Source organism: Rhizomicrobium electricum, assembly GCF_011762045.1.
GTDB classification, from domain to species: domain Bacteria; phylum Pseudomonadota; class Alphaproteobacteria; order Micropepsales; family Micropepsaceae; genus Rhizomicrobium; species Rhizomicrobium electricum.
This window is the reverse complement of the sequence record NZ_JAASQS010000003.1, coordinates 276,584-300,261: the sequence shown is the minus strand read 5'-3', so window position 1 is coordinate 300,261 and position 23,678 is coordinate 276,584. Positions and strand designations below refer to the sequence as shown.

General features: G+C 62.0%; 12 protein-coding genes and 2 pseudogenes. 4 read left to right on the top strand and 10 right to left on the bottom strand.

Going from position 1 to position 23,678, the window contains the following annotated elements; all coding sequences use genetic code 11:
• Positions 1-75 precede the first annotated feature (75 nt).
• The 5 genes and pseudogenes from FHS84_RS06990 to FHS84_RS06970 all read right to left on the bottom strand — a co-directional run bounded on the left by FHS84_RS06990 (position 76) and on the right by FHS84_RS06970 (position 8,693).
• Positions 76-855 carry a DeoR/GlpR family DNA-binding transcription regulator gene (locus FHS84_RS06990; protein ID WP_166932307.1) on the bottom strand — a complete coding sequence of 260 codons (780 nt, stop codon included), beginning with the start codon at positions 853-855 and terminating at the stop codon, positions 76-78.
• Between the two features lie 324 nt (positions 856-1,179).
• A pseudogene (rhaD, locus tag FHS84_RS06985) lies at positions 1,180-2,004 on the bottom strand (rhamnulose-1-phosphate aldolase); the annotation flags it as partial.
• A gap of 315 nt (positions 2,005-2,319) precedes the next feature.
• Positions 2,320-3,723, bottom strand: coding sequence for a glycoside hydrolase family 28 protein (locus FHS84_RS06980; RefSeq protein WP_166932303.1), 1,404 nt, complete (start codon positions 3,721-3,723; stop codon positions 2,320-2,322).
• A gap of 39 nt (positions 3,724-3,762) precedes the next feature.
• Complete coding sequence (locus FHS84_RS06975) at positions 3,763-7,224, bottom strand: glycosyl hydrolase (RefSeq protein WP_166932301.1); 3,462 nt, start codon at positions 7,222-7,224, stop codon at positions 3,763-3,765.
• A 56-nt stretch (positions 7,225-7,280) separates the two neighbouring features.
• Positions 7,281-8,693: a glycoside hydrolase family 28 protein gene (locus tag FHS84_RS06970; protein WP_243850780.1), complete on the bottom strand. Its 1,413-nt coding sequence runs from the start codon at positions 8,691-8,693 to the stop codon at positions 7,281-7,283.
• Between the two features lie 614 nt (positions 8,694-9,307).
• Between FHS84_RS06970 and FHS84_RS06965 the strand changes: the two genes are divergently transcribed.
• The 4 genes and pseudogenes from FHS84_RS06965 to FHS84_RS06950 all read left to right on the top strand — a co-directional run bounded on the left by FHS84_RS06965 (position 9,308) and on the right by FHS84_RS06950 (position 16,553).
• On the top strand, positions 9,308-12,421 hold the full coding sequence (locus FHS84_RS06965; protein ID WP_166932299.1) for a TonB-dependent receptor domain-containing protein: 3,114 nt from the start codon (positions 9,308-9,310) through the stop codon (positions 12,419-12,421).
• A 223-nt stretch (positions 12,422-12,644) separates the two neighbouring features.
• A pseudogene (locus FHS84_RS23055) lies at positions 12,645-14,021 on the top strand (FGGY-family carbohydrate kinase); the annotation flags it as partial.
• 150 nt (positions 14,022-14,171) lie between these two features.
• Positions 14,172-15,434 carry an L-rhamnose isomerase gene (locus FHS84_RS23050; RefSeq protein WP_166932801.1) on the top strand — a complete coding sequence of 421 codons (1,263 nt, stop codon included), beginning with the start codon at positions 14,172-14,174 and terminating at the stop codon, positions 15,432-15,434.
• A 60-nt stretch (positions 15,435-15,494) separates the two neighbouring features.
• Positions 15,495-16,553 carry an L-rhamnose/proton symporter RhaT gene (locus tag FHS84_RS06950; protein WP_166932297.1) on the top strand — a complete coding sequence of 353 codons (1,059 nt, stop codon included), beginning with the start codon at positions 15,495-15,497 and terminating at the stop codon, positions 16,551-16,553.
• Positions 16,554-16,621: 68 nt separating this feature from the next.
• Here FHS84_RS06950 and FHS84_RS06945 read toward each other — a convergent pair whose 3' ends face one another.
• From FHS84_RS06945 to FHS84_RS06925, 5 genes are all read right to left on the bottom strand, one after another.
• The gene (locus FHS84_RS06945) at positions 16,622-17,614 is read right to left on the bottom strand and encodes an aldo/keto reductase (protein ID WP_166932295.1); all 993 of its coding nucleotides are present in this window, start codon (positions 17,612-17,614) and stop codon (positions 16,622-16,624) included.
• A 16-nt stretch (positions 17,615-17,630) separates the two neighbouring features.
• Positions 17,631-18,683, bottom strand: coding sequence for an NAD(P)-dependent alcohol dehydrogenase (locus tag FHS84_RS06940; RefSeq protein ID WP_166932293.1), 1,053 nt, complete (start codon positions 18,681-18,683; stop codon positions 17,631-17,633).
• Positions 18,684-18,887: 204 nt separating this feature from the next.
• Positions 18,888-20,522, bottom strand: a complete 1,635-nt coding sequence (locus tag FHS84_RS06935; protein WP_166932799.1) for a sodium:solute symporter family transporter — start codon at positions 20,520-20,522, stop codon at positions 18,888-18,890.
• Between the two features lie 131 nt (positions 20,523-20,653).
• Positions 20,654-22,384: an IlvD/Edd family dehydratase gene (locus FHS84_RS06930; RefSeq protein WP_166932291.1), complete on the bottom strand. Its 1,731-nt coding sequence runs from the start codon at positions 22,382-22,384 to the stop codon at positions 20,654-20,656.
• 122 nt (positions 22,385-22,506) lie between these two features.
• Positions 22,507-23,463: an aldo/keto reductase gene (locus tag FHS84_RS06925; RefSeq protein ID WP_166932289.1), complete on the bottom strand. Its 957-nt coding sequence runs from the start codon at positions 23,461-23,463 to the stop codon at positions 22,507-22,509.
• Between the last annotated feature and the right edge of the window lie 215 nt (positions 23,464-23,678).

The following is a 23,678-nucleotide window of genomic DNA, read 5'->3' as shown; positions in this document are numbered from 1 at the left end:
ACGCGTTTTACGCGCTCTCACGGAAAGAAGAGTGCCGTCACAAACAATCAAATGCAATCGTTATCGCGCGAAAACTCAGGGCGAAACCGTAATCAGCGATACGCCGTGTTCTTCGATCATCTTGGCCGAGGCCGTATCGATGCCGTCGTCGGTGATGAGCGTGTGGACACGCGAGAGATCGCACAGCTGATGCGCGGCGCTGGCGGCAAACTTCGAGGAGTCCACCAGAGCGATCAGCTCGTCGGCGAGATTGAGCAGCTTGCGTTCGGCCTGCACCAGGATGATGTCGCTCTGCATCAGGCCGTAGCGGGTGACGGCGGCCGAGCCGAGAAACATGCGGCTGGCGTGGAAGGTGCGGGTGGTAGCGTCCACGAACGGATCGAGCACGATGTTCTGTTCGCGGAAGACAACGCCGCCCGGAATCGACACGCCGGTGTTGGGCTGCTGCAGGAGCGCGCTGACGATATGCAGCGAATTGGTCAGCACCTGGAGCCGGAGCGGTTCGAGATGCGGACACATTTGCAGTGTGGTCGAACCGCCGTCGATGATGACCGCTTCGCCCGGCTTGCACAGGGCGGCGGCGGCTTTGCCGATCGCCTCCTTGGCGGCGCGATTGCGTCCGACGTTTTCGTGGAACGGCACGCCTTGCAGATGGAAGCCGGCAAGCTCGGCGTCCTCACCGACCTGGGCTCCACCGCGTACGCGCTTGAGTTTGCCCGCATCCTGCAAGCGTTCGAGATCGCGCCGAAGCGTTGCTGCAGAGGCGGAGAGCTTCTGGGATAGTTCGCGAAATGAAACGAACCTCTGCTCTTCGAGGAGGTTCAGAATGATCCTGTCGCGCTCGGCTGAATGCATATCCGACTCATAAACCGGTCAAATTCACCCACAATATACATGATCACGGGCCGGACGGGACCACGTCAAATTGATCTCAGCGGAGGATACCCGCAGTACGACGCAAAGACGACTGTTGGCCGGTCCCCTGAAGCTCTGCCACCGATGGACAGGGAAATCTCCGGTATGACGGTGACATGCATGGGCCCAGCCGTAATGATCCCATGCGATATAATCGCACAGCGTTTTCGGCCCTGGAGCAGCCGATCAACGACCTGCCGTGCCGAACAGCGCCGCTTCCTTACGCGGCTTTTCCGCCGGATGGGGCGCCAGCCGCCAGCCATTCAGGGCAAGAGCCGACGGCAGCGGTTTGACGCCGAAGTGACGGGCCAGATCGATCAGGTTTTGCGTCGAGATGGTCTGGCGCGGACCGCCCATCGAGATGGTTTTGACCAGCAATTCGGACGCTTTCTCCACCGTATCGATCAAGCCGAAGGCCTCGTTGAGCGTCGTCCCCGACGCGAACACGCCGTGGAAAGGCCACAGCGCGAGCGGGTGCTGGGCGAGCAGGGCGGCGGTGGCGTCGCCGATGCTGTCGGTGCCGGGCACCATCCATTCGAGGGTGCCGATGCCGTCGGGGAAAACGACCAGGCATTCGGTCGAGCCTTCCCACAGCGCGCGGGTGAGGTTCGACGTCGTCAGTTCGAGCACATAGGAAAGCGACACCAGGTTGGTGGCGTGGCAGTGCATGATGACGCGCTTGGGCGCCCCTTCGCGGGACTGGCTGGCGTAGTGCGACTTGAGATGCGCCGGCAGTTCTGAGGTGGGGCCGCCGTCGGTGCCGAAGCCCCACAGGATTTCGATCGCTTCGCCGCCGGCGAGCACGCGGATGACACCGAGATTCTGCTCGGGTTCGCGCTCGACATTGCGGAAATAGGCGCCGGTGCCGGTGACCAGGAAGCATTCGCCGTCGAGGCCTTGGACCGGCTCCGTCAGCTTGCGAACGCGCGGCTGGTTCCAGACCGGAAGATAGGACGCGATATCGTCCTTGGTGAGCCGCAGCGAAACGTTTCCGCCGTTACGCTCATCCCATCCCTTTCGCCACATATCCGTTGTGACGCGAATCATCTCCGCGACGAACCACGAATGCTCGGTACGCAAACTATCCATAAGATCAGAACCTTGTCGGTTGGTTCGGGCGTGTGTTGCCACGGCTGGCTTATTCTCCTCGCCTTCCGGTAGTGATTGCTCGCGATCCGAGCGCGCGCCGCCAGAGACGATTTCGATCATAATCGCACAAAACCGGTCAAAAAGGAATAGAGGGCTCGGCCATGCGACAAAGTCGGGCGATCGCGCTTGGGTAGACCGGAAACCTCGGGCGCAAGCCTGATTGGAGGCAGGTGGCTGCCGGTTCCGGTGACTGCCTCCCGAGGGTATCGATGTCTGGTTGCATCAGGATCAATCAATTATCCCGCACCAGCGGCCTCATTTTCCGGTTTGGAAGCGCCCATGGCGCTGGCGCTGAACGGGATCGCCGTTGGTGGTGGAAATCGTTGTCGTCTCGGCCCGTATGGCCGCGTTGCGCACGATCAGGCCGGTCTTGGCCTCGATCCGCACGTTGCGCATCGTCATCGCGCGGATCTCTTTCTCCGGAAGGCCGATCACGATGCCCGCCCGTTCGGCACCTGTCGCGGTGAGGCCGTCGATGGTGATGTCGTGGATGTCGGGCGTCTGGTTTTCGACATAGGGCTGCGCGGGTTCGTTTTCCGGCGGATAGAACAGGTCGACGATCAGCATGCCGCCCTTGGAGGTCTTGGCGGCGCTGAGATCGAGCGGCGCATACTGGAAATATGCGGAAATGGTCAGGACGTTCTCGACGTCCTTCATCGTGTTGTTGCGGAAGACGATATCCGACACTTCCCCACCGTAACCGCGCCGCGTCTTGATGCGCAGTCCGTGGAAGGAGCCTTCAAACGTGTTGTTCTCGATCAGCACGTGCTTGACGCCGCCGGAGGTGCCGCTGCCGATCGAGATGCCGTGACCGCCGAAAATCTTGTTGTTGCGGATCACGATATTAGACACGGCGGCATCGGGATGGCCGGGTTCCACGCCCGAGCCCTTGATCGCGACGATGTCGTCGCCGCAGCTGATGGTGTTGCCTTCGATCAGGACATTCCGGCTGTTGCCGGGATCGATCGCATCGGTATTGGGCGAGGAGGCCGGTGCCAGGATGGAGGTATTGCGCACCGTGATGTCCTCCGAGTGGTTCAACACCACGTGGAACGACGGCGCATTGGCGAAGGTGACGCCCTCGAGAAGAAGGTTCTTCACGTTGTTGGCAAGCAGAAGCCGCGGCCGGGTCACTTTCTGACGCTGATTGGCTTCGCCGGACTTCGCGGCCTCCGAGTCGCGCCAGTATTCGCGCATCCACTCCCACCAGACGTAGCCTTGTCCATCGAGAGTGCCTTCGCCGGTGATTGCCACATTGGTGGCATCGGCGATGTTGATGAGGGCGCGGTCGGCGTTCTTGCCTTCCGGCGACACCGGGTGCCGGGTGGTGCCATAGAGCGCCGGATCGGTGGCGAACTGCACGACGGCATATTTGGCGACATCGAGCCGGATATTGCTTTTCAGCGTCAGAGGCCCGACGTACCACCAGCCGCGCGGAATCTCGACCGTGCCGCCGCCTTTCGCGGCGCAGTCGTCGATGGCTTTCTGGAATGCCGCGGTCTCGGGGATAAGACGCGCGCCGGTGGCGCCATAGTCGCGCACATTGCAGACGCGATCCGCAAATGTCACCGTCGCTTGCGCGGCGGCCGGGGCCGCCGTCAATCCGCCGAGCAGCAGCGACAAGACCGCTGCGCTACACAATTCATTCCGTCCAAGCATAGTATTCCTCGTGAGCGGCGGTGTCGCCGTTTGCGGTTTTTAAGGGTGCAGCAGGACTTCTTGCGTTGTTTCCAGACGGACCGGGCCGATCAGTCCCGACTCCGGCAGGGCGTCGTCCTTGCCGTAAAACTTCCAAACGATGAACCCGATGCGCGAACTGGGCCGCGCGGTATTGTCGAGCAGCCATCGCGGCCATTCCTTGATGCGGGCGCCGCGGTCCGGCACGGACACCCAGGCACAATCGTCCGGCAGTTGTTCGTCGCCGATCAGCCGGTTGCCCCACATATTGGTAACTTCCAGCACGATCCGGTTTTTGCCCGGCCGCAGAGCGGCCTTGACGGCGCAACGGAACGGCGGCTTCCACAATATGCCGAGATCCACGCCATTGATCCGCACACGAACGAGATTTTTCACCGCGCCAAGGTCGAGATAGATCTCATGCGAGACGCGCAGCATAGCGGCCGGAACGTCGATCGTTTTGGTGTAGGTGGCTGTGCCGGAGAAATAGCGCACGCCCGCTTCGGGATGGTGCGACAGCGACGCCAATCGGTCGAGAACCAGCTCCTTCGGTGCGCCGGTGCCGGTCGGAAACGCGACTCTCCAGCCATTACTGATGTCGAGCGGCGGAGGAGGCGCGGCCACGGCGGCCTGCAGTGTCCGGCCTTTTGCGGTGGTGATCGCATAGCGGCCCGGCTGCGAGGCCTCCAGAACGAATTGCTTTGCGGTCCACATGAGGTGACCGGACGCAAAATCGCCGCTGATCGCGAGGGCATGATCGTCACGGCCGTTGCGGCGGAAGATCACAAACAACGAACCGGAGGGATCGAGCGTCAGCGGCAGCTCGGTCCCGTGTTCGGTTTGCCGGTACAAGGCGGCAGGTTCCGAATGCCCCGTCTCGGGGTTCCAGATTTCTGGCGCTTTGCGATGAACGCGGAACCGGCAGGTGGCGGATATGCTTTGCTGGCTCTGATTGGAGACGAAGTAGATTTCCGCATCCGGTAGGCTGCGATGCTTGAATAGAACCTCGGCAGTGCCTTCCGCTGCAAAATCCGGAACGACGCCGGTCGCCGACAGCACGCCACTCAGCGCAAGACCCCAGTACACCGTGCCTTTGCCATAGCGGTTTTGCGTCACCGTCTTGCCGTCGCAGGCGCCCCAAATGTCGGCAACGATCCGGGCGATCTCTTCGTCGGCTCCGGCGTCATCGGAATAACTCGGCGAACGCAGCGGCGGCGGTCCGGAAACAGTTGCTCCGGCTTTGACGAGTTCGGCGATTTTTTGTGCCACCGCGCGGGTGACGTACCGCGCGTCTGGCAATGCCAGCACGCGATAGTGCACACCGTTGGCAAGGATGATCTCGCCATTCTCGACCTTGGCGGTCATCAGGTGTGTCGTGTTGACGAAATCGAAATCGTAGCCGGAAGGAAGGGCCGGAAGATTGCCGTCGCCCCACCGCGACAAGGCCTGGCAGTCCTCACCATCGAAACAAAGCACATCGGCGACCGGCTTACCGGCCTGCAGCAGATATTGGCTGCGCGTCAGGTAGTCGATCCAGGCGCGGCCCGGTTCCCACCATGTTTGCGTACGGTCGAAGTGCAGGCCGTAAGGCCCCATCGTCATGCCGGGGGCTTTATCGAGCCATGGCTGGTGGGCGAAACGATGGACGATAAAGCGGGTGATGCCTTCGCAGAACTGGGCATCGCCATCGGCCTTCAAGGCGGCCGGGTCGAGCGAGAAGCGGTCGATGTCGTACCGGCTGGTGAAAGCCTCGGCGCCGACGACGGGTTGGCTGTTCAGGTGAGCACTTGATATGACCCGGCGGCCGACGGATTTGTTCTCCGGAAACAGCTTGCCGGTCCAGAATTCCGCAATCGGAAGATCGCAAGTCTGGCCGCCATCGATCGGGCTGAACGGTCCGATATAGGGTTCGGCCGCAAACGTCAGACCGTTTTCGTGGCAGCGGGCGCGGAAGCGGCCGTAATAATGCTCGGTAAACAGATCCGCGATGACGCGGCGCAGATCCCACAGGACACGCTCGGTCGTCTCGGGCGTATCGATGATACGGCCCGTCAGTACGGGCAGGAACGGAATGATGTCGTAGCCGCGGCGCTGCCGGAACTCGGATCGAAATCCGCCGGTCCAGTTCTGAGCACCGACCTCGTAGCTGTCGACCATGATCGAACACAGGCTCTGGCCAGTTAGCGGTCCGAGTTCTTTCAGGACGGCGTCAAGCAAGCCATCGAAATGCGCATCGAGGGCCTTGGGATTCATCTTGTCCACTTCCAGCCCGGTGCCTCCGGCGTCGGCGTGGACATTGATGGCGCCGGTAGGGGCGTAGCCGAACCGCAAGATCGTCCATTCGCCGGCGGGAACGTCCCAGCGAAGCGTGCCGTCCGCGTCCATGTGGGCGGAGAGGTCGACGATATCCTGCCGTCTGTAGCGAAGTTCGGGCGGACAGGGCGCGTTCCATTCCGGCGTAAAGCGATCGGCGAGAGCAAAGCCCGCCTTGGCGGCCCAACCGGGCAGGCGATAGCCGTTGAGAAGGTCGAGACCGCTGACCTCGAACGGAATGCTGTCGAGAACCTCGCCGGTGAACGCAAGCCGGAAATAGCGGGCCGTGACCTCGGGGAAATTGATGTTCGGCATTCCCCGGCGCGGCAGAACGAGACGGGCCGCCGGACGATAGTCGCGGCCGTTGTCCGAAACTTCGACGGTGCAGGTGACGGCGCCGTGTCCGGCAACGGATGCAAGGCTCAGAGCTTGGGCCGTGTACGGACGATCAAAGCGCAAGGTGATATATTGTGGGGTGCCGCTCGGCGTCGGGAAGGCGATCTTCAGTGCCGTTGCCCGGCCGCCGAACGGTCGTGGCGCGTCGCCCGGCAGGCTGGTGAAGATCTGGACCTTCACATCTTCCAGCGCCACGCGCTCCGCTCTCGGTGTGGGCACGGCGATGACGGCAATATCGCGATAGTAGGCGGCGTATTTGCCGGCCGCTGGCTGCAACAGCGCCTGCTCCAGCCGCTTCGCGCCGCTTACGCGCGTTTCGTTCCAGACCACGGTTTGCATGGCAAGGTCTGGCGTAATCCAGGGGCCGCCGGTGGACGACCAGCCGGAGCAATTGTGCAGGCCGAGTTCGAGGCCCAGCCGTTGGGCTTCTGCTGCCGCGTGGCGGATCATGCCGCGCCACTCCGGGCTGGCGTAACGCACCGGGCCGGCCGGAAGATCATAGCCGATACTGAAGATCATCGCGCCGCCCAGGCCGATGCACTGCATCGCCTCGAGATCGGCGGTGATGCCCGCTTTGCTGACGTTGCCGTCCATCCAGTGCCACAGGGTATGCGGTTTGGCCGCTGCGGGTGGCCGGGCGAAACCTTCTGCAAGCCCGTCGCGAGGTGCAATTGCGGCCTCGGCGCGTTCTCCTTGCGCGATAGCCAGCCCCGACGCGCCGTAGAGCCCTGCTTTGATGAAATCCCGCCGGGGTATCGTGGTGTCGGTGGCCATTTCTTCGCTCCCGGACATTTTCTTGAGCATGGAGTGGCGATGGACGCCCGCTCGTTTCAGGGCGTGACGCGAGCGCCGTTGATAATCACGTTGTCCATCGTCAGACGGCGGACGTTTCGTACGATATTGCCTGCGGTCACGTTTTTGAGATCGCAGTCTTTCAGGACGATGTCGGAAACCTCGGCCCCAGGCAGTCCTTGCAGGTCGATACCGTTCGGGCTGGCGCCGCTCGTCACGCGCTCGAGCGTGACATCGCGCACCACCGGCCGGAATGGACCGTTGGCACCTTCCTCATAATTCAAATCGATGGTGAGAACGGCATGCGAGACACGGGCGATCGCAACGTCGCGCACATGAATGTGTTCCAGTGTGCCGCCACGCACGGCGTTGCTCTTGATCCGGATTGCGGACCCGAGATCGGCCGCTTCCATCCGGCAGTTTTCCACGTAAACGTGCTTCACCCCGCCCGAGATTTCGCTTCCGATCGTAATGCCGCCGTGCCCGTTCTTCAGCAGGCAGTTGCGGATCACGATGTTCTGGCTCGGTACGCCGATGCGGCGGCCGTCGGCATTGCGGCCCGATTTGATCGCGATGCAGTCGTCGCCGGTATCGAACGTGCAGTTCTCGATCAGCACGTGATCGCAGGATTCTGGATCGCAGCCGTCGTTGTTGGGGCCGTAACTGCTCATCGTCACGCCACGCACGATGACGTTCGCGCATAGCACCGGATGGATCTGCCAGAACGGCGCCCGCCGGATGGTAACGCCCTCGATCAGGACATTCCGGCAGCGGTAGAACTGGATGAAGGGCGGGCGCAGCGTGCTGGCGGCGCCGAACCCGCGTTGGACGACGGGGATATTCGCTTCGCCCATGGCGAAAAGTTTGGCGCGATCGGCAATCTGATTGGGCCGGCCCTCGGTCCAGCCGAACTTCGGCGCGCTGCACCACGGCCACCAATGGGTGTTGTCGGCGTTGCCGTCGAGAACGCCTTCGCCGGTAATGGCGACATTCGTCTGCCCGAAAGCGTAGATCAGGGGCGCGTAGTTCATCAGTTCGACGCCTTCCCAGCGCGTCAGAACGGGCGGCAGGTACTTGGCCGGATCGGTGCTGAAGCTGATCGTGGCGCCCTTCGCCAGATGCAGATCGATGTTGCTCTTCAATATAAGCGCACCGCAGAGCCAGTGGCCGGGCGGAACCGTCACGCGGCCGCCTCCGGCGTTGTGACTGGCATCGATGGCGCGCTGGAAGGCTGCAGTGCAGTCGGTTTGGCCGTCGCCGACCGCACCGAAGTCCGTGACGCCAGTGTCGCGGCTGGGGATCTGGGGCGGATGGATCGCGGCGACGATTTCGGCACACCGCCGCCAGCCGGTCGCCGGAGGAGAGGCCAAGCACCGCACCGGGAGGGCACTGCCGGCGACGGCGGTGGTGAGCACGAGGCGGCGGGACAGCAGCGGGGCGCAATTCATCATCGGCGTAACAGTGAAGGTGACCAAATTTCCGCCAAGGAGCGTACTGCAATAGCCGCAGTGTGTTGGCAGCGTGAAATGATCATGCTCAAAGGTGTCACAATTTATTATTGTATCGGCAATTATAGAGCAAATTCGATCAATAACAATCGCAATTTCGCTCACACCTGCAGAGAGCCCATCTAGTTGTCGGCGCCCCCTGTGCGGAATCCGGGGAGAAATTTCTGTATCCGCGGCCCATTCGCCAGAGAGTCGTTAGGAGGCTCTTGGCCCGGTATTTCCTGGCGGAATTACCTCTTGGGGAGCGCTGCGAGGCAGCGAGTAATCCGCATTTGCATTTCGGCCTCAAATGTATTCGGTATGCCGCTAAATATCTGACGGTTTTAGAATGGTTCTGGCTGGAAAGTGTGGCGGCATGCGCACACCTGCCTCAAAAAAGTTCTCCTCCTGTCAGGTAACGCTATCAATTACGATCAAAACGCCGCTATCATCGCTCAAAGACGATCACATCGTCGCACGCCGTGATCGTGAATGGCGCTGCTTGGTCAAAGAATAATCGTCCGGCCGGGCAAACAACGCGTCCCGTGATGCAAACGTGCTGAGGGAGGATAAAAGTAATGTCCAGTACTTCTTTGAGAAGCCGCCGTGCGCACCTGTTGTGCAGCTCGGGATTGGCGATTGCGGGCTTGATGCTCACTGCGACCGCGGCAACGGCGCAGGAAATGATGGAAACGGTGGTCATCACCGGTTCGCGTATTGCCGTTCAGACGGCCTATGACGCGCCAACCCCGGTGACGGTGGTCGGAGCGCAGGATATTCAGCTTTCCGGCACGGTGAACGTCGAAAACTTGCTGCAGCAGTCGCCGCAGTTCCTGCCGTCGACCAACGGCGGTTCGACCGGTAATACGGTCCAGGCGAACGGCGACAGCGGTGCGGCGTGGTTGAACCTGCGCGGTCTCGGCGAAGTTCGTAACCTGGTGCTGGTCAACGGTCGCCGTTTTGCCATTCAAGGCACGCGCCTGACCACCGACATCAACACGATCCCGGCTACGCTGATCCAGCGCACGGAAGTGGTCACCGGCGGTAACTCGGCGGTGTACGGCTCGGACGCGATCTCGGGCGTCGTCAACTTCGTCATGAAGCAAGACTTCGAAGGCGTGCAGGCTGGCGCGCAGTATATGTTCGACCAGTTCACGGTTTCGCCGACCTACAACTTCGACGTCACGATGGGCGGCAACTTCGACCATGACAAGGGCAACTTGGTCATGGCGTTGAACTATATGAGCCGCAAAGGCTTCACCCAGCCCGACCACGGCGGCTGGACCAATGTTCAGTACACCGACTCTTGCGTAACTTCGGGAACCTACAGCACCAACGCGCCGGGCACTCGTCAGTTCTATACGGACCCGCAAACTGGCGCGACGACGTCGAACGTCGGCGCAAATTGCGTCGCTGCCGGCGGCCTCAACGGTTTCACGACCGGTGGTTCAGGCGATACGCCGAACGGCTACATCAAGAGCATGACCACCTATGCCAATGCGTCTCCGGCATTGCAGGCGCTTTATGCGACTGCCGGCCTGACCAAAATGACGGGTGACGGCTTCATCTTTACGAATACGGGCGCGGCTACGCCGGGCACCTATCGCCTGCGCGATGCCAATACCGACGTCTACAATCTGATCGCCACCAACTATATGCAGGTGCCGAACCAGCGTTGGATGTTGAACACTTTCGGCCATTACGACTTCAACAAGTACGTCAAGGCGTATGCCGAGTTCCATTTCTCCAGCAACACGGTCACCGCGCAGCTCACGCCGTCGAGCATGGGCAGCCAGATGCTGTTCAACACGCACAACCCGGCCTTCAGCCCGGCGTTGCAGGCTGTGATGGATTATCTCGACCAGCATGAGACCGGCACCTCCACCATAACGGCCGGCACGGCGACCTACACCAACGCTCCGAACGATGGTCGCGTCGCGCTGACGGCGGGCAAGCGCTATGTCGAGAACGGCATGCGCCGCCAGGTCGCCAACCGCGTGGCGTGGCGCTTCGCCGGCGGCTTCAAGGGTGAGATCGGATCGGTCAGCGACAGCTTCCTGAAGGATCTCTCCTACGACTTCTATTACACCTATTCGCGTACCCAGGAGACCGACAACCAGAGCGGCAGCCTTTCGAAGAGCAAGATTCAGGCGAATGTTCTGGCTTCCACGAACGGTGGGACGCCGCTCTGCGATCTGTTCGGCCTCGGTGCGCTGTCCCAGGCCTGCGTAAACGCGATCACGGTGAACTCCACCGTCGGCACGATCGCCGAAATGCAGGATGCCAACCTGAGCTTCACCGGCACGGCATTCGACCTCCCGGCCGGCCCGGTGCAGTTCGCACTCGGCGGCGAGTGGCGCTACACGATGGCGCGGTATACGCCGGACATGTACACCGCGTCCGGTGACGTTGCCGGTCTGAATGCGGCGCTGCCCACCTCCGGCGCGATGGTTTCGCACGAAATCTACGGCGAAGTGCGCGTTCCGGTGCTGAAGGATCTGCCGCTGATCGATAGCTTCTCCGTCAACAGTGCGTTCCGTTATTCCGATTATAATCTGAACGCGGCGAAGGGCATCTGGACGTGGTCGTTCGGTGCCGACTGGCGCATCATCCCCGACGTGACCGTCCGCGGTCAGTATCAGCGCGCTACCCGCGCGCCGAACGTCGGCGAACTGTGGGGCGGTTCGGCGTCGAACACCTCACCGACACTGAACGATCCCTGCGGTGCGAAGTCTGCGACCCAGACGGCCGCAGTTCGCGCTCTGTGCGTTGCGCAGGGCGTTGCCGACGCCAATGTCTTCACCAGTGCGGTTCAGGGCAATTCCGATCTGGTCCGCTATGCATCGGGCGGCAATCCCAACCTGAAGCCGGAAACGGCCGATACCATCACCTTGGGCGTAGTGTTCCAGCCGGAAGCGCTGCCGGGTCTGGCGACCAGCATCGACTTCTACAGCATCCAGGTCAAAGACATGATCGGTGCTCTGGCTGGCGGTGCTGGCGGCGTTCTGGATCGGTGTTTCTCGCAGACCGATCCCAACAATCTGTATTGCCAGCAGATTCATCGCGTCAACGGTGCGCTGGTCGGCGGTACAGGTTATGTCAATGCGGCGAACGCCAATATCGCCGGTTCGAAAACTCAGGGTTTCGACCTCAATGCGCAGTACAGCTTTGATGTCGATTACGGCCTGTTCGGCAGCAAGAGCAAAGTTGATGTCGGTACGGCTTGGAACTGGACGCTCGAACTGGTGTCTCTGCCGGATATCACCCAGCCGAACGTGAAGAGCAACTGCGCCGGCGCCTATGGCAACACCTATTGCTATTACGAACCGACCCCGCGCATGAAGAGCACCACGCACGTCACCTGGAATGACGGCCCGCTGACCTTGAACCTCAAGATGCGGTTCATCGACTCGGTGATGCTCGACAAGTACTTGGTCCCGCTGCGTCGCGGCGCGACCGGTCTGTCGCCGGTCAACTACGTCCGTCCGAAGCTGCCGGCGATGTACTACTTCGACCTCGCGGCCTCGTATGACGTCAACGACAACATCCAGGTCTACGGCGGCATCAACAACCTGTTCTCGAAGGATCCGCCGATCCTGGGCAGCGCCGCTTCGTACGCCAACTCGTTCCCGGCGACGTATGATGCCCTGGGTCGCGTGACCTTCATCGGCATCAAAGCCAAGACGAACTAATGCAAAAGTGAGGGAGCTATCCAGGCTCCCTCCCTCTCCCGCAGAACGGCCGGTGCGTGACGTGCACCGGCCGTTTTTGCGTAAAAGAGGCGCGTCATTCGGCGCGAGGATGCTGCCTTCTGTTTCCGCTCAAGATCGTTTAAACTCGCGCAAATTCGATCAACAGGGATGACCCTCGCCAAGTCAGTTATGGGCGCCAAGCAGGTTCCGTTTTGCATCCTTGATGCGGAAGCGGCATGAGCACAGTGCGGCGGCCATGAGACTGCTCCGGCAATCCGGTGCGAGGCGATCTCGACCCTGCGAGGAGGGCGGAGTGGCGAAAGGCTCAGTGGTAGTTCTCGATGTCGGCAAGACGCTGGCAAAGGCCACACTGTGGTCGCCCGAACGCCGGCTGCTTCTGAAGCGCTCCCGCCCCAATGCTCGGATCACCGAAAGCGGTTTGCCGGTTCTGGATTACAAGGGCATCGAGGAATGGCTGGCCGGCGTGCTCAAGGAGTTTGCGGCGACGGCCGACATCGAGGCCATCGTCCCGGTCGGTCACGGTGCCTCGGGCTGCCTCGTTGAAGGCGATAGGCTGATCGTTCCGCCGCTCGATTATGAAGCGACTCCGCCGGACGACATCTGCCAAGAGTATCGCGCAGTCCGCGACGCGTTTGCGCTCACCGGTTCGCCATGCCTACCGATGGGGCTCAATTTCGGCACCCAGCTGTTCTGGCTGCAGTCGGTGTTTCCCAAGGAATTCGCACGCGGCACTATCCTGATGTGGCCGCAATACTGGGCGTGGCGCCTCTGCGGCGAGAAGGCGATCGAGGTGACAAGCCTTGGCTGCCACACCGATCTCTGGCAGCCCACCACAGGCAAGCCGTCGCCGATGGCGGTGGCGCAAGGGTGGGCCAAGCGCTTTGCGCCTTTGCGCAAGGCATCGGACGTGCTCGGTCACGTGTCGCACGAATGGCGCGAGCGCACGGGCCTGTCCCGTCACTGCAAGGTGCTGTGCGGCTTGCACGACTCCAATGCCGCGCTGCTGGCCTCGCGTCTGCATCCGGAAATCGGCAATCGCGAATGCACCGTGCTTTCCACCGGCACATGGTTCATCGCCATGCGGTCGCTGCCGAGCGCGGCGGATAGTCCGATCCTCACGGAGGATCGCGATTGCCTGTTCAATGTCGACGTCTGGGGCAATCCGGTACCGTCGTCCCGCTTCATGGGCGGACGCGAGGCCGAACTCTTGGAAGACAGCGCCGGCGATTTCGTCGATGTCGCGGGTAACGCCGACGAGCTGATGCGGCTTGCGCGCAAAGCGGTCGAAGACGGCGTGTGCGCGCTGCCTGCATTCGAGGCCGGTGTCGGTCCATTCCCCCGGAATATCGGCCGCTGGATCAAGCGTCCCGCGGACAAGCTTGGGCGTCGTGCCGTTGCCGCGCTTTATCTTGCTTTGATGGCCAATGCCTCGCTCGACCTCATCGGTGCACGCGGGCGGATCATCATCGAAGGCCGCTTCGGCGCCGATCCGGTGTTCACGCGGGCGTTGGCTGCACTGCGGCCCGCCGATGCCATTTATCTTTCGAATGCCGCGGACAATCTGGCGTTTGGCGCGCTGGGCTTGTTCGACGACGCGATCCCCTCTGGGTCCGACATGAAAAAGGTCGATCCGCTCGACGTCGATATCGCGCGCTATGCCGAAGCGTGGCGCGCCATGGTGACGGATGGGGGCACAGTTCAAACCGATAACAACAAGGGAGCAACGACTATGCACGCTGGGATTACATCCGCCTACGAAGCCGCCAAGCAGCGTTATGCGGCGCTGGGCGTGAACACCGACGAAGCCCTCAAAAAGCTCGACGCGATCTCGATCTCGATCCAGTGCTGGCAGGGTGACGATGTCGGCGGCTTCGAGACCGTCGGCGCAGCGCTGTCCGGCGGCATTCAGGCGACCGGCAATTATCCCGGCAAGGCCCGCTCGCTGGCCGAGTTGCGCGCCGACGCGGAGAAGGCGGTCAGCCTGATTCCCGGCAAGCATCGCTTCAACCTGCATGCCTCCTATCTCGACAACGGCGGCAAGAAGGTCGACCGCGACGAGATCGAGCCCAAGCATTTCCAGAGCTGGATCGATTGGGCCAAGAAGGTCGGCATGGGGCTCGATTTCAATCCGACCTATTTCTCGCATCCCAAGGCCGCCGACGGCTTTACCCTCAGCCATGCCGACAAGGGCATTCGCGATTTCTGGATTCAGCACGGCATCCAGTCGCGCAAGATCGGCGCCGAGATCGGCAAGCAGCTCGGTTCTACGTGTGCCACCAATTTCTGGATGCCCGACGGCTTCAAGGACATTCCGGCCGACCGCCAGTCCCCGCGTGAGCGGATGGCGGATTCGCTCGACAAGATTTTTGCCGCAAAGATCGATCCCAAGCTGAACGTGGATTCGGTGGAAGCCAAGCTGTTCGGTATCGGCGTCGAAAGCTACACCGTCGGCAGCCACGAGTTCTACATGGGCTATGCGGTGTCGCGCGGCACGCATTTGACGCTCGACTCCGGCCATTTCCATCCCACCGAAGTGATCTCCGACAAGATCAGTTCGATCCTGATGTTCTGCCCCGGCCTGGTGCTGCACGTATCGCGCCCGGTGCGCTGGGACTCCGATCATGTCGTCGTTCTCGATGACGAGCTGCAATCGATCGGCCGCGAACTGGTGCGCTCCGGCAAGCTCGACAAGGTGCATATCGGCCTCGATTACTTCGATGCCTCGATCAACCGCGTTGCGGCCTGGGTGATCGGCACGCGCAATATCCTGAAGTCGCTGATGATGGGCTTCCTCGAACCCTCCGCCACGCTGCGCAAGGCCGAGTTGGAAGGCGACTTCACCAGCCGTCTGGCGCTGAACGAGGAACTCAAGTCGCTGCCGTGGGCCGCGGTGTGGGATTACTGGTGCGAGACCAAGGGCGTGCCGGTCGGCACCGCCTGGCTCGACGAGGTCAAGACCTACGAGCGCGAAGTTCTCTCGAAGCGCGCATAACAATAACGGCCGCGGGGTTCGCTTCGCGGCCGTTCTCTCACATACGGAAGGGGGACCTCCATGAATGCCGCTGCGAATGCGCCGCTGGGTATCCTGATCTTTACGATCGGCGGCCTGGCTGGGGCCGTTTTCTACCTGCCGTTCAAGAAAGTCCGCAATTGGGCGTGGGAGAGCTATTGGCTGATCTATGCGTTGGCGGGACTGGTGGTAATTCCCTGGGCGCTGGCGTTGACGACCTCGCCCAATATGCTCGCCGTGCTGGGAGCCGCGCCGAAGAACGAAATCCTCTACTGCTTCCTCTGCGGTGCGGCCTGGGGCCTTGGCGGTCTCACCTGGGGTCTGATGATCCGCTATCTCGGCGTCGGCCTCGGCCTTGCTATGGGGGCCGGGCTGACCTCCGCCGCCGGCACGCTGATCCCCCCGCTGCTTAAGGGCGGCGATGCCGTAAGTGCGATGGTGTCGACGGCATCCGGACAGGTTGCGCTTGCGTCGGCGCTGATCTCGATCCTCGGCATCGTCTTTGTCGGTCTCGCCGGCATGTCGAAAGAGGGTGAGCTTTCCGAGGAAGAGAAGAAAAAATCCGTTGCCGAATTCAATTTCAAGAAAGGCCTGATGGTGGCTCTGTTCTCGGGATTGATGAGTTCGGCGATGAGCTTCGGCTTACAGGGTGGGCCGGATATCCAGGCGCTGGCGCTGGCGACCGCGCCGGCCACCTCCGCCACGTGGGCCGGCATGCCGGTGCTCGTGGTGGTGCTGGGCGGCGGCTTCGTCGTGAACGCGCTGTGGTGCCTGTATCTGAATGTCAAGAACAAGACCGCCGGCGATTACGTCAAGAAGGGCGCGCCGGTCGGCTCCAACCTGATCTTTGCCGGAATTGCGGGCCTGATCTGGTGTTCGCAGTTCATCTGCTTCAAGACTGGCGAGCCGCAGATGGGCGCCACCTCCTACATCGGCTGGGCCGTGCTGATGGGCGCGTCGATCTTCTTCAGCCAGATTCTCGGCATCCTGCTCGGCGAATGGAAAGGCACTAGCAAAAAGACGGTCGTGCGCCTCGGCGCGGGGCTCGCATTGCTGGCGGTTTCCGCCGTCCTCGCAGGTGTCGGTCCCGCACTGGGCTGACCGCGCAGCAAAAAGAAAACGCCGCCGGACTCGCGTTCGGCGGCGTTTTTATTTGGGTAAGCCAGCCGCTAAAGATTGGTCATCCCTTCCAGCATTTCCGGATACCGCGGACCTTCCACCGCAGCGCCTGCGGCTCCGATTTCGTCGATTTCGGCGGGTGCGAGCGCCAACGACGCCGCGCCGACGTTTTCATCGATCCGCGCCGACTTGGTGGTTCCCGGAATCGGCACGATCCACGGCCGCTGGGCCAATACCCAAGCCAGAGCAACTTGCGCCGGCGAAGCGCCATGCCGCTTACCGATCGCGGCAATCAAGTCGATCACGGCTTGGTTGGCCTTCATCGCCTCGGGCGTGAAACGGGGCAGGGCGCCCCGGAAATCGCCGGCCGCGAAGCTGGTCGATGAATCGATGGTCCCGGTGAGGAACCCGCGGCCGAGCGGGCTGTAGGGGACGAGCGCGATTCCGAGTTCCTCGAGCGTCGGCAGGACGTCGTTCTCGATTCTTCTCCACCACAGCGAATATTCGCTTTGCAGCGCCGTCACCTTCTGCACCGCATGGGCGCGGCGGATGGTGTTGGCCCCGGCTTCCGACAAGCCGAAATACTTCACCTTGCCTTCGCCGATCAGTTCTTTGACCGCGCCCGCAACGTCTTCGATCGGTACCGCGGGGTCGACGCGGTGCTGATAAAGCAGGTCGATGGCTTCGACCTTGAGACGTTTGAGCGAACCTTCCACCGCCTCGCGGATGTGCTGCGGCCGGCTGTCGAGGCCCGGCGAGGTGCGCGGATCGCGGCCGGGCGACAGATCGAAACCGAACTTGGTCGCGATGGTCACCTGGCCGCGGAACGGCGCCAGCGCGTCGCCGACGAGTTCTTCATTGATGAAAGGCCCGTAGACCTCGGCCGTATCGAAGAAGGTGATACCGGCCTCGACGGCGTGGCGCAGTACGGCCGTCATCTCCTGCTTGTCCTTCGGCGGGCCGTAGGAAAAGCTCATGCCCATGCAGCCGAGGCCGATGGCCGACACGCTGGGTCCGTTGGTTCCGAGAGTTCTTTTTTGCATATATCTTCCTTTCGCCTCAGCCCTTGAGCGAGGCCATATCGATGACGAAACGGTATTTGACGTCGCTCTTCAGCATCCGTTCGTAGGCCGCGTTGATCTCGTCCATGCGGATCATCTCGACGTCGGCGGTGAGGCCGTGTTCGGCGCAGAAATCGAGCATCTCCTGCGTTTCGGGCAAGCCGCCGATCAGCGAGCCCGCAACCGCCTTGCGGCGGAACACCAGCGGCGCGGTATTGAGCGCGTCATCCAGCGGCCCGAGATAACCGACCAGCACCAGCGTGCCGTTGACGGCGAGCGTCGGGATGTAGGGGTTGAGATCGTGCACATACGGCACCGTGTCGACGATCAGGTCGAACTTTCCGGCCACCGACTTCATGGCCGCGGGATCGTTCGACAGGACGATATGATCGGCGCCAAGCCGCCGCGCGTCCGCTTCTTTTCCGGGCGAACGGGTGAACAGCGTGACTTCGGCGCCCATGGCCTTGGCGATTTTCAATCCCATGTGTCCGAGACCGCCGAGGCCCGTGACCGCGACTTTCGAGCCCTTTTTCACGCCCCAATGGCGCAGCGGCGAATAGGTGGTGATGCCGGCGCAGAGCAGCGGCGCGGCGCCCTTGAGGTCCAGTCCCTCGGGAATACGCAGCACGAAGCGCTCGGTCACCACGACGCGCTGTGAATAGCCGCCCTGAGTAACGCGCCCGTCCTTGGGATCGACGGCGGAATAGGTGAAGACGGCGCCGTCGCAGTATTGTTCGTGGCCGTGCTCGCAGGGATCGCATTCGCGACAGGAATCGACAAGACAGCCGACGCCGACCGCATCGCCGACCTTGAATTTCGTTACCGCCGGGCCCACCGCCGTCACCCGGCCGATGATCTCGTGTCCTGGGACGACAGGATAGATCGTGCCGCCCCAGTCGTTGCGCGCGGTGTGCAGGTCGGAATGGCAGACGCCGCAGTAAAGAATTTCGATGGTGACGTCGTCGGGCCGCGGATCGCGGCGCTCGAACGAATAGGGCACCAGGGCGTCGGTCGGCGAATGGGCGGCGTAGCCGAGCACTTTGATAGTCATGTGGTTCTCCGGGGCAATGACCACCGCATCCGCGGGATGGGCGGCGAGGATCTGTGACACCAATTTAGGAGCCCGGATGGCGTCCGGAAAGGGTGCTGGCAGGTTTAGGCAAGACTTCGAGGGAAACGAGCAAATGGCTGCGCCGCCAAAACAAAACGGGCCCGCATCGCTGCGAGCCCGTTCCGTCACTCCAATTTCAGGCGCTTACCACCACGTCGCGTAAAGCGCGATAAGGATGGCGATGATGGCGCCCGCGGCGATCTTGAACGACATGGTCGTCGAATAGTCGACGTTGGTGACGTCGACCGTCACGTTTTGCGGCTTCGGCTTCTGCAACAGCGACGCGATGATCGCGAGCACAAGGCAGGCCAGGAAGGTGTAGCCCATGCGGTTCATGAACGGCACTTTGCTGGCATAGGTGAGAGCCGCGGCTACGCCGGGATGCGCCTGGATGGCGGCAATGTTTGCGATCGCCGCACCCAGATAACACACGCCCGAGATCGCCACCGAACCGACGGCAGCCACCAGTGCGCCCGCTTCCGTCGCGCGCTTCCAGAACATACCGAGCAGGAAGATCACGCAGATACCCGGCGTGAAGAAGCCTGAGAAGTCCTGAATGAACTGGAACGCCTGATCGAAGCCGCCGATCAGCGGCTTGGCCACCAGCACGGCGATGATCAACGCGGTGATGGCGGTGATGCGGCCGGTGATGACGAGGCCCTTTTCGCTGGTCTTCTTGTTGAAGGTCTTGAACACGTCCATCGTGAAGATGGTCGCGATCGAGTTCACCTTCGAACCCAGCGAGGCGATGATCGCCGCGGTCAGCGCCGCGAACACGATGCCGAGAAGGCCCGGCGGCAGGAGCGTCATCAGGGTCGGATAGGCCTGGTCGTTCTTGATGCCCGGTGCGATCAGAACCGCCGCGATACCCGGAACCACGACCAACAGCGGAATCAGTAACTTGAGGAAGGCGGCCAGCACGATGCCCTTCTGGGCTTCATGGATCGACTTTGCCGCCAGACCGCGCTGGATGATGTACTGGTTGAAGCCCCAGTACGACAGGTTGGCCACCCACATGCCGCCGAGGATGACGGAAAGGCCCGGCAGGTCCTTATAGAAGGGATTGTCGGGATGCAGGATCATGTGGAAGTGGTTGTCGGGAACCTTGTGCAGCAGCATCTGGAAGCCGTGGAAGGCGCCGAGCACGCTGACGTCGCCGGACAGATGCGTCAGGGCGATGAACAGGATCACGATGCCGCCCAGCACCAGCATGGTGACTTGCACCACGTCGGTCAGCGCAATCGCCTTGAGGCCGCCGTACAATGCGTAGGCGCCGCAGAAGACTGCCAGGATGATGAGGCTGGTTTCCTGCGAAATGCCGGTGACGGTCGAGAACGCGGTCGAACCGAGCCACAGGATCGAGGTCAGGTTGACGAACACGTACATCAGCAGCCACAGGATTGCCATGACGAACTGGATGTTCGGTCCGTACCGGCGCGCCAGGAACTCCGGCATGGTGTAGATTTCGTTCTTCAAGAACACCGGCAGGAAGAACACACCGACGATCAGAAGCGTCAACGCCGCCATCCATTCGTAGGAGGCGATGGCGAGGCCGATGGCGTAGCCCGAGCCCGACATACCGATCAGCTGTTCCGCGGAGATATTGGCCGCGATCAGCGACGTGCCGATGGCCCACCAGGGCAGGGCGCGCGAAGCGAGGAAGTAGTCCGACGCGTTTTTCTGATGGCCTTTCTTCTCGCGGCTGACGAGCTGCGCCAGCACGAATATGAATAGGAAATAGCAACAGACGACCGCGATATCGATCGTCGATAGGTGCATGTTGGCGAGGTGCATACTGTACTTCCCCCTTTTCGGTCAGTCGCGCTGACTCGGTGTGGTTGTTGTCGTCCCCTAGGAAGCGCTTCGCCGAAATAGTGGGTACCGGTTTTCGGTGAAGAAGCGCGACATCTTCAATGCGATTCACGGACCACGGTCGAGCCGCTGGAACCGACCAGGAAGTCTAAGTCGCATCCTTTGTCGGCTTGCAGGACGTGTTCCACGTAGAGCTGATAATAACCGCGTTTGTAGCGCTGCACAGGTCTTACCCTGCGCCATTCCGCCAGCCTCGCCGCAATGTCCGCATCGGACAACAGCAAAGTCAAACGGCGTTCTTGTCCGTCGAGGACAATTTCGTCGCCGGTCCTGACAATGGCCAGCGGCCCCCCGGCCTCGGATTCGGGCGTGACGTGCAAGATAACGGTACCAAACGCGGTTCCGCTCATGCGGGCATCGGAAATCCGCACCATGTCCTTGACGCCCTGGGCCAGGACCTTCTTGGGCAACGGCAGGTTTCCGACTTCCGGCATGCCGGGATAGCCTTTGGGACCGCAGCCTTTGAGGACCAGGATCGAATCCTTGTCGACATCGAGGTCGGGATCGTCCATCCGGGCTTTGTAGTCTTCGATGGTCTCGAACACGACCGCCCGGCCGCGGTGACGGTAGAGCGCTTCTCCCGCCGCGCTTGGCTTCATGATGGCGCCGCCGGGGCAGAGATTGCCGTAGAGCACCCAGATGCCGGATTGGGTTCGCGCCGGGTTGTCGAGCGAACGGATCACGGTATCGTTGTAGCATTCCGCCTGCGCAACGATCTCGCCCAGCGTCTGGCCTGATACGGTCGGCGCATCGAGATGCAGCTTGTCCGCGATCTGTTTCAACGCAGCCGGCAGGCCGCCGGCATAGTGGAAGTCTTCCATCAGATGCCGGCCCGAGGGTTGCAGATCGACCAGCAGCGGAATGGCGCTCGACAGGCGATCGAAATCGGTGAGTTCGAGCGGCAGGCCCAGCCGTCCGGCGATGGCGAGCAGATGCAGCACGACATTGGTGGAGCCGCCGATCACCGCGATGGTGCGGATGGCGTTCTCGATGGCATCGCGGGTGAGGATCTTCGACAGGCGAAGATCGTCCTTCACCGCGGTCACGATGGCGCGGCCCGACAGATGCGCCAGCACGCGCCGGCGCGCATCCACGGCGGGAATGGTGCCGTTGTAGGGCAGGGAGAGGCCCATCGCTTCGACCAGGCAGGCGAAGGTCGAGGCGGTGCCCATGGTCATGCAGGTGCCGGGACTGCGCGACAGGCCGCTTTCGGCTTCCATGAAGTCCTTGAGCTGCATTTCGCCGGCGCGCACGGCTTCGCTGAATTTCCATACCGACGTGCCCGAACCGATATCGCAGCCGCGGTATTTGCCGTTCAGCATCGGGCCCGACGAAACCACGATGGTCGGAAGGTCGACGCTCGCCGCGCCCATCAACTGGCCCGGCGTGGTCTTGTCGCAGCCGCCGAGCAGAACGACGCCGTCGATCGGATTGGCGCGAAGCGATTCCTCGACCTCCATGGCGAGCAGGTTGCGGAACAGCATGGCGGTCGGACGCATCTGCGTTTCGCCGAGCGACATTACGGGGAATTCGAGCGGCAGTCCGCCCGCTTCCCAGACGCCGCGCTTCACGTGATCGGCAAGCTCGCGCAGATGCGCGTTGCAGGGTGTCAGCTCCGACCAGGTATTGCAGATGCCAATGACCGGCCGCCCGTCGAACACATCGTCCGGCAGGCCTTCGCTCTTCATCCAACTGCGGTGGATGAAGCCATCGCGGTCCGCCCGTCCATAGGCATCCCGGCTGCGAAATTTCGGCTTATCAGCCGCCATGACACCCTATCGGAACGGCCGCTCCCTGTTGGCCTGTTTTATTTATATGATAAATATAGCCTTCAATCCGGCGTGCCGCAAGTTCTGCTCGTCACTAAAAAGGGTTGGCAGTCCGCCAGTCCCTACGACGGCCGGCGGTCCCAGCGGTGGGCGCGCAGGGCGGCGATCAGCTCGGCCGGAAGCGGGCCTTTGTCCGGCAGCGCCAGATTGGCGTCCACATGGGCAAACGCGCGCATGCCGACGATAACCGTGGACACCGTCGGTTCGCTGAGGATGAAGCGCAGCGCCATTTCGGGAAGATCCATTCCCGCGGGCAAAAGGGCTTTCAGCGCCGCAATACGGGGCAGGGTTTTGGCCAGATTGTCGGCATTGAAGTAGCGGGCGCGCCAGTCGCCGGCGGGAAACTTCGTTTCCGCGGTCATTTTGCCGCCGAGGCTGCCTTCGTCCAGCGGCACGCGGGCGATGACGCCCACCCGATGCTGGCGGCAGGCCGGAAACAGGAGGTCTTCCGGCGCCTGATCGAAGATGTTGTAGATGACCTGCACGCTGTCGATCAGGCCGGTCTCGATCGCGGCGAGGCCGTTTTCCGGCTGCCAGCGGTTGAGGCTGAGACCGAAGGCCTTGATGCGGCCGGATTGTTTCAGCTCGGCAACCGTATCCTGCCATTCCGCCTCACGCGCCCAGGCGTCTTCCCAGACATGGAACTGCAGAAGGTCGATCGGGCGCCCGAACGATTCGGCGATCCGTCCGGCATATTCCAGGACGTGGGCGCGCGGAAAAATTTGATGCAATTTGTTGGTCGGTTTGCTCGGCCACGTGAAATCCGCCGGCGGGATCTTGGAGGCGAGCACGAGCGGCTTTTGCGGATACTCGTTTGCGACCCCGCCGATCAACGCGTCGCTCTTGCCGTCGCCATAAACGAAGGCACTGTCATAAAACGTGCAACCGCCTTCGATGGAGCGGCGCAGCGCAGCTTTGCTTGCCTCGTCGTCGGAGCCGGTCCAGCTTCCCATGCCCCAGAGGCCATGGCCGATTTCACTGACATTCAGGCCGCTGCGGCCGAGGGAACGATAACGCATGGAAGTACTCCTGGAGGCTGGAACCGACGTGTTTATCATCGGCTGTGGCCGATGGGCGCGTCTTGTGCGCTTGACTTGCCGATCCTATTTATATGATAAATTATCCCCACAAGATACGCGCCGTGGGGACGACTCGAAACCGTCTTAAACGTCGCGCGGAACTCGCTCCGCGAGTGATGATAGACACATACACGCCTTCGCGGGCGGGGGCGGAA